Here is an 8,669-nt window from a genome sequence, read left to right as displayed (position 1 = left end):
CGCCCGTGTCGCCAAAAGGCCGCGCGCCTGCAATTCGGCCACCGCGTCGCGCAGGCTTGGCCGTGACACACCGAAGCGTTCGCTCAATTCGCGCTCCGATGGCAAACGTTCGCCGGGACGCAAAATGCCACGCAAGATCAATTGCTCAATCTGCCTGACCACCGAATGCGAAAGCTTTTCGGCTTCGATACGTTGAAATGGCATGAGCCCCCTCCCGATTGGTCAAAGAATATGACCAGCGCGAGGGGGGTGTCCAGCCGATTGCGCCTGCGTCAGCCGGTCGGGCGGATGATCACCTCGACCCGGCGGTTCAGTTGGCGCCCTTCGGGTGTCAGGTTGCTGGCGACGGGGTCATCCTCGCCTCGGCCAAAGGCGCGGACCCGTGCGGGTGACACGCCTTGTTCCAGCAGCACGCCGGCCACCGCCTGCGCGCGGCGCGATGACAGGTCTTGATTATAGCCGGCCGAGCCGGTGTTGTCGGTATGCCCGACAACATCCACCGTGGTGTTGGGATAGGCTTGCAGATTGCGCGCCAGCGCCCGGATATCGGTTTGCAGGTTGGCCCGGATGGCGGCGCTGTCGACATCGAACAAGATGCCGTCGGGCATGGTGACGATCAGTTCGCGCCCGGTGTTCTGGATCATGATCTCATCATTGGCGAGCGAGCCGCGCAGATCTTGCGCCTGACGGTCGAGGGCCGCGCCGATTGCGCCCCCGGCAAGTGCGCCCGCGGCCGCACCCACGACCGCACCCAGTGCCGGGTCGCTGTCATTGGTCGTGCCACCGAGAAATCCGCCGACCATGCCGCCGATGATCGCACCGGCTTGGGTGCGCTCGCCCATCGGCTGGGGGCTATTGGTGACGCAGCCTGCAAGGACCATGGCCGATACAGCCGCCAGCATCGCGATTTTCGCCTTCGAAGTCATGAGTTTACCTTTCCATACTGCTCTCGGCCCGGTTCATCCCGGCGCGCGGTTCGCCGCGAGTATATCAGGCCATCGCATGACCGGCAGCACGAAATCGCGCAATGGCGGAAACCCGCGCAGTTGTCAGCTATGGCTGGCCTCGGGTGCTTCGCTGCGCGCAGCCTCCCATGCCAGCATGGCGCGCTTGACGGGCAGGCCCCAGTGATAGCCACCCAACTCCCCCGATTTCCTGAGGGCGCGATGACAGGGGATCAGCCAGCTAATCGGGTTGCGCCCCACGGCCGTTCCCACAGCGCGCACCGCGCGCGGGTTGCCGACCGCATCGGCAATCTCGCTATAGGTCGTGACATGTCCGCTCGGCACACGCAGCAGCGCCTCCCAGACCTTGATCTGGAACGGCGCCCCGATCAGGTGCAGCCGTGCATCGGCTGCTCCGCCAAAGACCGCCTCGGCCAAGGGACGGATGGCGCGGGCATCATCGCGATGCTCGGCATCGGGCCAACGGGCACGCAGATCGGCCAATGTGGCATCCGCCCCGGATTCGGCTGCAAAACCCAGCCCGCAGATCCCGCGATCGGTCGCCATCGCCAGCATCGGGCCAAAGGGGCTGTCGCACCAGCCATGCCGGATCGTCAGCCCCGCGCCGCCCCGCGCGTAATCGCCCGGCGCCATCGCCTCCCATGTCACGAACAGATCATGCAGCCGCCCCGTGCCCGAAAGTCCGACCGCATGGGCCGTCTCAAGCGTGCTGAAACGCTCGGCCAAAAGCCGCTTGGCATGGCCAAGCGCCAGATATTGCTGATAGCGCTTGGGGCTGACGCCGACCCATGCGGAAAAAATGCGCTGGAAATGTGCGGGGCTCATCTGCATGGCTTGGGCCAGCGCCTCCAGCGGCAATGGCCCCTCGGCCGCGTCGATCAGATCGATCGCGCGGCGGATGACGTTGTAATGATAGGCGGTGTCTTGGGTCATGGAGCTACATTAGCCACAACCGTCTTGCAGGCGCGACCCGGAACTTGCGCCAAAACATGCTGGACGCGGGCCAAGACAATCGCCAAAAGATGCCATGGCCAAACAGCTTCCCTATGCCGCGATGCGCGAGATTTTCGCGCGGTTTCACGCCGACACGCCCGAACCGAAGGGCGAGTTGCACCATACCAACGCCTTCACGCTGGTCGTTGCCGTGGCGCTCAGCGCGCAGGCGACCGACAAGGGTGTCAACCGCGCCACCCATGCCCTGTTCCAGATCGCCGATACCCCGGAAAAGATGCTCGCCTTGGGCGAGGCGGGGTTGATCGAACACATCAAGACCATCGGGTTGTTTCGCAACAAGGCCAAGAATGTCATCAAGTTGAGCCGCATCTTGGTCGAGGATTACGGCGGCGTGGTGCCATCGAGCCGGGCCGCGCTGCAATCGCTGCCCGGTGTGGGGCGCAAGACCGCCAATGTCGTCTTGAACATGTGGTGGCAGTTTCCCGCCCAAGCCGTCGATACGCATATCTTCCGCCTTGGCAATCGCTCGGGGCTTGCGCCGGGGCGCGATGTCGATGCGGTCGAGCGCGCCATCGAAGACCACGTGCCCGCCGAATACCAGCTTCATGCCCATCACTGGATGATCTTGCATGGGCGCTATATCTGCGTCGCACGCAAACCCAGATGCAGCGATTGCATCATCCGCGACCTGTGCCAATACGAGGACAAAACCCCATGACCAAAACCTATGATCTTGTCGGGATCGGCAATGCCATCGTTGATGTCATCAGCCACGGCGATGACAGTTTCCTCGACAATATGGGGATCGAAAAGGGAATCATGCAGCTCATCGACCGCGAGCGGGCGGAACTGCTTTACGCCGCCATGTCGGACCGGGTGCAGACGCCAGGCGGCTCGGTCGCCAACACCATCGCAGGCGCGGGCACGTTGGGGCTGTCGACCGCTTTTCTGGGCAAGGTCAAGGATGACGCACTGGGCCGCTTCTATGCCGATGGCATGGCCGCCGAAGGCACTGATTTTCCCAATCCGCCCGCGCGCGACGCGCAAGCGCCGACATCACGCTCGATGATCTTCGTTTCGCCCGATGGTGAGCGGTCGATGAACACCTATCTGGGTGCGGGCGCCGATTTCGATGCGGGCGATGTGGATGCAGCCGTCGCCGGTGGCGCGCGCTGGCTGTTTCTCGAGGGCTATCTTTACGACAAGCCCGAGGGGAAATCGGCCTTTCACGCGGCGGCCGACCATTGCCGGGCAGGCGGCGGCAAGGTGGGTATCACGCTCTCCGATCCGTTCTGCGTCGATCGCCACCGCGGCGATTTCTTGGCGCTGATCGAGACCCAGATGGATTACGTCATCGGCAATCACGAAGAATGGCTGGCTTTGTACCAGACCGATGATCTGGAAGCGGCGCTGACGCGCGCGGCGGCGATCTGCGATCTGGTTGTCTGCACCCATTCGGGCGATCCGGTGAAAATCCTGCGCGGCGCTGAACGGGTCGAAGTGCCGGTGACGCGCATCACCCCCGTCGATGCAACAGGGGCGGGCGATCAATTCGCTGCCGGGTTCTTGGCGGGCATGGCGATGGGGCATGATCTGGAGATTGCGGGCCGGATGGGTGTCGCCGCCGCCGCCGAGGTGATCCGCCATGTCGGCCCACGCCCCAAGCGGCCCTTGAGCCAAGTCTTTGCCGAAGCGGGGCTGGCCTAAGCGCAAGCGGGCCTAATCGCCCAGCTTGGCATGCACCTCGTCCAGATCGATCTCGCCCAAGGGCATCTTGTTGGCGGGATTTTCGAAATCGTAACGGAACAGCGCGAAATCGCGGTGATAGATCTCATGCATCAGATGCATGGATAGATCGTCGAAGTAGTCCTCAACCGGATGGAGCCGCTTGGGGCCGTGACCCTCGCTTTCGTTGAAACGCGGCACTCGTGACAGGTCGATCGGGTGGCGTGTCTCGATCCCGTCGAGGACGTTTTGCATCCCGTCGTTGAATTTCTCGGTCCAGAAGATGTTGTTGTAGCGCCCGCCATTGACGATCAGGGTCGAGATGTGGCCCGACATGGCCGACCAATGAATGTCCGGCTCCATCGGGCGGCGCCAGCGAATGGTGTCGCGCACGAACAGCAAAAACCGCCGAAACGAGGCGATCTGGTCGAACTCGCCCTTGCCATCTTCGCCGCCGACCTCGATCCCGTATTTCTGGATCAACAGCGGCACCAGATTGCCCCGGTAGCGTTTCCCGTTGCGCTGGATGCCGCAAATTTTGTCGAAAAAGCTCGAAAGAACACGGGTATAGGGGTTACGTACGCAGGTGAAGGTATAGGATTTGTGGCCCTTCACATTCGCCTCGATCAAGGGTTGGCTGGCATCCAGCGACCATTTGTGCAGCCCGTGTGAAGCGTCATGGATATCGCCGTCGAAATATTCGGCGTGATCCGAGTAGAACATGATCTGGCCGATGGTCGAGCAGGCGCATTTGGGCACCACGCGATAGACCACGCTTTCGCTTTCCGTCATCCAGGTTCCTGGGAAACCCATCGCTCCTGCCTCTTTCGTCTTTATTGGTGCGCCACCATCTCGCGCCGATTTGGTGCATATTGCGTAAAAAGATGAGACTCTTCAACTTCCGTTAGTTACTGATATGAGAACAATAAGGAAAGATTGAGGCGTGCTGTTTCCCTGATGGCAAAGATTGCGTTCATCTTGCTTTGTCATAAAGACGCGCCCGCCATCATAAGGCAGGCCGCGCGCTTGACTGCGACGGGTGACTACGTCGCCATCCATTTTGACGCTCGCGCCAAAGCGGCCGACTATGCCGCCATCACCACGGCGCTTGCCGGCACTTCCGGGGTGGTTTTCGCCAAGAAACGGATCAAATGCGGCTGGGGCGCATGGAGCCTTGTACGCGCGACGCTCAATGCCGTCGAAGTAGCCGAGGCCGCATTCCCCGACGCCACGCATTTCTACATGCTGTCAGGTGATTGTCTGCCGGTGAAATCGGCGGCCTACGCCCATCGTTTCCTCGATGCGGCCGACCGTGATTACATCGAGGCGTTCGATTTCTTTACCTCGGATTGGATCAAGACGGGCTTCAAGGAAGAGCGGCTGATCTATCGTCATTGGTTCAATGAGCGTACCCATAAATGGCTCTTCTACCGCAGCTACGAGATCCAAAAGCGCCTCAAGCTCACGCGCCGTATCCCCGCCGATATCGGCGTCCAGATCGGGAGCCAGTGGTGGTGCCTGCGCCGGCGCACCATCGAGCGGATGTTGGCCTTTTGCCGCAAGCGTCCCGATGTCGTGCGCTTTTTTTCCACGACATGGATCCCTGACGAGACCTTCTTTCAGACATTGGCCCGCCATCTCGTGCCGGAACGCGAGATCGAAAGCCGCACGCTGACCTTCAAGCTGTTCTCCGACTACGGCATGCCGGTGACATTCTACAACGACCAATACGATCTGCTGATCAGTCAAGATTTCCTTTTCGCCCGCAAGATCAGCCCCGAGGCGCGCTTGCTCAAGGATCGTCTGGGTGCGCTGTGGCAATCCGAAAGGGTCGATTTCGCCACCAGCCAAGAGGGTGAGAAACTTCATGCCTTTCTCACGGGTCGCGGGCGGATCGGCAAGCGCTACGCCACCCGCTTTTGGGAGCGCGAAAGCACGCTTGGCACCGACCGCGATCTTTACATGATCGTGTGCAAGAAATGGCATGTCGCCAAACGCTTCTTGCATGCCAGTGTCGACAAGTTGGACCTGCGTGGCATGGAATACCTGTTCGACGAGTCGACCTGTGCCGTGCCGCATCTGGGCGGGATCGAGCGGACGTTGGAAAAGCGCAACCGTCACCGTCGCGCCTTGATGCGGATGCTGTTCGACTATTACCGCGCCGACCAGCTCATGATCTGTCTCGATCCGGCCAATATCGCGTTGATGCATGATTTCATGTCGGATCGCGCCAATGCCCGCATTCTCGAGCTGCAATGCGTTTTCGATGACCAGTATCTCGTCGGCCATGCCAAGCGCGTGGGGCTGGCCACCGCCGACAGCCCCGGTGAGGTGATCGCACGGATGCTGCCGACCTTGCGCCATGAATTCGACGATGAGTCGATGCGCATCCGCGATGCCGAGTTTCCGCGTTATTGGCGCATTCGACAAGATCGCCGCCCGGCCGAGAATGCGACGGTTTTGGCCGAGTTTTTCGATATTGATCTGGACACCGCGCAAGAGCTGGCCGAAACCCCGTATCTGTTCGCAGACTGACAGGGGACAAAAATGGCCTATTCCTACGACCCGCAGAACATTTTCGCGCGTATCTTGCGCGCAGAGATACCCAACAAGACGGTGATGGAAACCGAACACACGCTGGCTTTTGCCGATATCCAGCCGCAAGCGCCGATCCATGTGCTGGTGATCCCCAAGGGGGCCTATGTCTGCGCCGATCATTTCGGCCTTGCCGCCAGCGATGCCGAGATCGTGGATTTCAACCGCACCATCGCCAAGATCTGCGCCCAACTGGGCGTGCAGCCGGGCGAGGGCGGGCAGGGGTATCGCACCATTTCCAACGCGGGTGATGTCGCCGCCCAAGAGGTGCCGCATTACCATGTGCATATCTTGTCGGGCCGCCCCTTGGGCCGGATGTTGCAGCAGGGCTAGGTCTTCGCGCGTGATCGGCGGGGTCTCGGTCTTGCTTGCGAAACCCTGACCTGCCATATCGCGCATGAGATCGCAGCCGAGGACACCGACCATGCCCATCGCCCCGCCCGAGACCGAGATCGTGACTGCCACCCGTGTCGCTTGTGACGGCGGCGAGGGGGCGCTGGGCCATCCGCGTGTCTGGCTCTCGATCGCGCCCGAGCGTGGCTGGGTCGAATGTGGCTATTGCGACAAGAAATTCATCCATGCCGATTTCGCCGAAAAGCTGAAAACCGAGGGCTGAGGCCCAAAAGCGGGGTCGCGGGCCGCGCTCGCACGCGCTAGAACAGCCCCAACGGATCGAACGGGGAGCGCGCGCATATGGCATTCGGCAAGGGACATCACCTGCATCTCGTCGATGGCTCGGCCTTCATCTTCCGGGCCTACCACGCGCTGCCGCCGCTGACCCGCAAATCCGACGGCCTGCCTATCGGCGCGGTATCGGGCTTTTGCAACATGATCCACCGGATGATCGAGGCCAACACCGGCGCGGACGCGCCGACGCATGCCGCCGTCGTCTTCGACAAGGGCAGCCATACGTTCCGCAACGATATGTACGACCTCTACAAGGCCAACCGCGAGGCCATGCCCGAGGATCTGCGCCCCCAGATTCCCCTGACCCGCGAGGCGACGCGCGCCTTCAACATCGCCTGCCTCGAGCTTGAGAATTACGAGGCCGACGACATCATCGCGACCCTTGCCCGCCAAGCCCGCGAAGCGGGGGGGCGTTGCACCATCATCAGTTCAGACAAGGATCTGATGCAGCTTGTCGGCGGCGGCGTCGAGATGTTCGACGCCATGAAGAATCTGCGCATCGATATCGAAGGGGTCGAGGCCAAGTTTGGGGTCACGCCCGACAAGGTTGTCGATGTGCAGGCCTTGGCCGGTGACAGTGTCGACAACATTCCCGGCGCGCCCGGCATCGGAGTCAAAACCGCCGCCCTTTTGATAAATGAATTCGGTAGCTTGGAGGCGCTTCTTGAGAGGGCGGATGAAGTGCCCCAGCCCAAGCGTCGCGAGACCTTGATCAATTTCGCTGACCAGATCCGCCTGTCCAAGCGGCTGGTGACGCTGGATGACCAGACCCCCATCGCAGTCACGCTCGACGAACTGGAGGTGCGCGAACCCGAGGCGGAGGTGCTGCTCGATTTCCTGGCGAAGATGGAGTTTCGCAGCCTGACCAAGCGCATCGCCGATGGCTTCGGCGTGGCCGCCCCGGTGATCGTTGACACCGACCCGCGCGGGGCCGATCCGGCGGGCGAAGATGCGCCCGCCATGCCGCCGATCGACCGTGGCACATATCAGGTGGTCGGCGATGCCGATGCGCTTGCCAAATGGATCGCGCGCGCGACCGCCACGGGACATGTCGCCATCGATACCGAAACCACGGGCCTCGACGAGATGACCGCCGATCTGGTGGGCATATCGCTGGCGACCGGGCCGAATGAGGCGTGCTATATCCCACTGACCCATCGCGCCGAAGGGGGTGAGGGGCTTTTCGGCTCGACCGCGCTGGCCGATGGGCAGATGGGCCTTGATGCCGCGCTGGCGGCACTCAAGCCGATGCTCGAGGACGCATCGGTGCTGAAGATCCTGCAAAACGCCAAATACGATGTGAAAATCCTTGCCCGCTACGGCATTGCTGTCGCCCCCATCGACGACACGATGCTCATGTCCTACGCGCTCAACGCCGGGCTGCACGGACATGGGATGGATGCGCTGTCCGAGCGCTACCTTGGTCATACACCCATTCCGATCAAGGAATTGATCGGATCGGGCAAATCGCAGATCACCTTTGACCGCGTGCCGATCGACACCGCCGCCCCCTATGCCGCCGAAGATGCCGATGTGACATGGCGGCTGTGGCAGACATTCAAGCCACAGCTCCATCGCGCCCATGTCACCACTGTCTATGAAACGATGGAGCGCCCGCTGGTGCCGGTGCTGGCGCGCATGGAAATGGCGGGGATCAAGGTCGACCGCGACGCGCTTAGCCGCATGTCGAACGCTTTTGCCCAGAAAATGGCGGGGTTCGAGGCCGAGTTGTATGAATTGGCC

Annotated in this window: 10 protein-coding genes; 6 read left to right on the top strand and 4 right to left on the bottom strand. The window is 61.7% G+C overall.

The window, feature by feature from the left end; all coding sequences use genetic code 11:
* The 3 genes from ACTG4J_RS13155 to ACTG4J_RS13145 form a co-directional block, all read right to left on the bottom strand.
* On the bottom strand, positions 1–204 hold a 204-nt coding region (locus ACTG4J_RS13155; protein ID WP_439140201.1), incomplete at its 3' end, for a GntR family transcriptional regulator.
* 68 nt (positions 205–272) lie between these two features.
* Positions 273–926: an OmpA family protein gene (locus tag ACTG4J_RS13150; RefSeq protein WP_439140200.1), complete on the bottom strand. Its 654-nt coding sequence runs from the start codon at positions 924–926 to the stop codon at positions 273–275.
* A gap of 123 nt (positions 927–1,049) precedes the next feature.
* On the bottom strand, positions 1,050–1,898 hold the full coding sequence (locus ACTG4J_RS13145) for a methylated-DNA--[protein]-cysteine S-methyltransferase (protein ID WP_439140199.1): 849 nt from the start codon (positions 1,896–1,898) through the stop codon (positions 1,050–1,052).
* Positions 1,899–1,992: 94 nt separating this feature from the next.
* Here ACTG4J_RS13145 and nth point away from each other — a divergent pair, with 94 nt between their 5' ends.
* Positions 1,993–2,637, top strand: a complete 645-nt coding sequence (nth, locus tag ACTG4J_RS13140) for an endonuclease III (protein ID WP_439140198.1) — start codon at positions 1,993–1,995, stop codon at positions 2,635–2,637.
* On the top strand, positions 2,634–3,626 hold the full coding sequence (locus ACTG4J_RS13135) for an adenosine kinase (protein WP_439140197.1): 993 nt from the start codon (positions 2,634–2,636) through the stop codon (positions 3,624–3,626). The genes nth and ACTG4J_RS13135 overlap by 4 nt, the downstream gene beginning before the upstream one ends.
* 12 nt (positions 3,627–3,638) lie before the next feature.
* Here ACTG4J_RS13135 and ACTG4J_RS13130 read toward each other — a convergent pair whose 3' ends face one another.
* Entirely contained in the window at positions 3,639–4,457 is an 819-nt protein-coding gene (locus tag ACTG4J_RS13130) for a sulfotransferase family protein (RefSeq protein WP_439140196.1), read from the bottom strand.
* Positions 4,458–4,601: 144 nt separating this feature from the next.
* On the opposite strand from ACTG4J_RS13130, the gene ACTG4J_RS13125 reads away from it, so the two are divergent.
* The 4 genes from ACTG4J_RS13125 to ACTG4J_RS13110 form a co-directional block, all read left to right on the top strand.
* On the top strand, positions 4,602–6,179 hold the full coding sequence (locus ACTG4J_RS13125; RefSeq protein WP_439140195.1) for a DUF5928 domain-containing protein: 1,578 nt from the start codon (positions 4,602–4,604) through the stop codon (positions 6,177–6,179).
* A 12-nt stretch (positions 6,180–6,191) separates the two neighbouring features.
* Positions 6,192–6,572, top strand: coding sequence for an HIT domain-containing protein (locus tag ACTG4J_RS13120; RefSeq protein WP_439140194.1), 381 nt, complete (start codon positions 6,192–6,194; stop codon positions 6,570–6,572).
* Between the two features lie 91 nt (positions 6,573–6,663).
* Entirely contained in the window at positions 6,664–6,855 is a 192-nt protein-coding gene (locus ACTG4J_RS13115; protein ID WP_439140193.1) for a zinc-finger domain-containing protein, read from the top strand.
* 77 nt (positions 6,856–6,932) lie between these two features.
* The coding region (locus ACTG4J_RS13110) for a 5'-3' exonuclease H3TH domain-containing protein (RefSeq protein ID WP_439140192.1) at positions 6,933–8,669 on the top strand (1,737 nt) is incomplete at its 3' end.

The sequence above is a fragment of the Roseicyclus sp. genome, from assembly GCF_965662675.1.
In the GTDB taxonomy this organism is placed as follows: domain Bacteria; phylum Pseudomonadota; class Alphaproteobacteria; order Rhodobacterales; family Rhodobacteraceae; genus Roseicyclus.
This window is presented reverse-complemented; position numbering and strand designations above follow the sequence as displayed.

What these genes read in the sequence shown, in the direction of transcription:
- ACTG4J_RS13135 (WP_439140197.1), top strand. Translation starts at nt 2,634, where the DNA reads ATGACCAAAACCTATGATCTTGTCGGGATCGGCAATGCCATCGTTGAT.
- ACTG4J_RS13120 (WP_439140194.1), top strand. Translation starts at nt 6,192, where the DNA reads ATGGCCTATTCCTACGACCCGCAGAACATTTTCGCGCGTATCTTGCGC.
- ACTG4J_RS13145 (WP_439140199.1), bottom strand. Translation starts at nt 1,898, where the DNA reads ATGACCCAAGACACCGCCTATCATTACAACGTCATCCGCCGCGCGATC.
- ACTG4J_RS13115 (WP_439140193.1), top strand. Translation starts at nt 6,664, where the DNA reads ATGCCCATCGCCCCGCCCGAGACCGAGATCGTGACTGCCACCCGTGTC.
- ACTG4J_RS13125 (WP_439140195.1), top strand. Translation starts at nt 4,602, where the DNA reads ATGGCAAAGATTGCGTTCATCTTGCTTTGTCATAAAGACGCGCCCGCC.
- ACTG4J_RS13130 (WP_439140196.1), bottom strand. Translation starts at nt 4,457, where the DNA reads ATGGGTTTCCCAGGAACCTGGATGACGGAAAGCGAAAGCGTGGTCTAT.
- nth (WP_439140198.1), top strand. Translation starts at nt 1,993, where the DNA reads ATGGCCAAACAGCTTCCCTATGCCGCGATGCGCGAGATTTTCGCGCGG.
- ACTG4J_RS13150 (WP_439140200.1), bottom strand. Translation starts at nt 926, where the DNA reads ATGACTTCGAAGGCGAAAATCGCGATGCTGGCGGCTGTATCGGCCATG.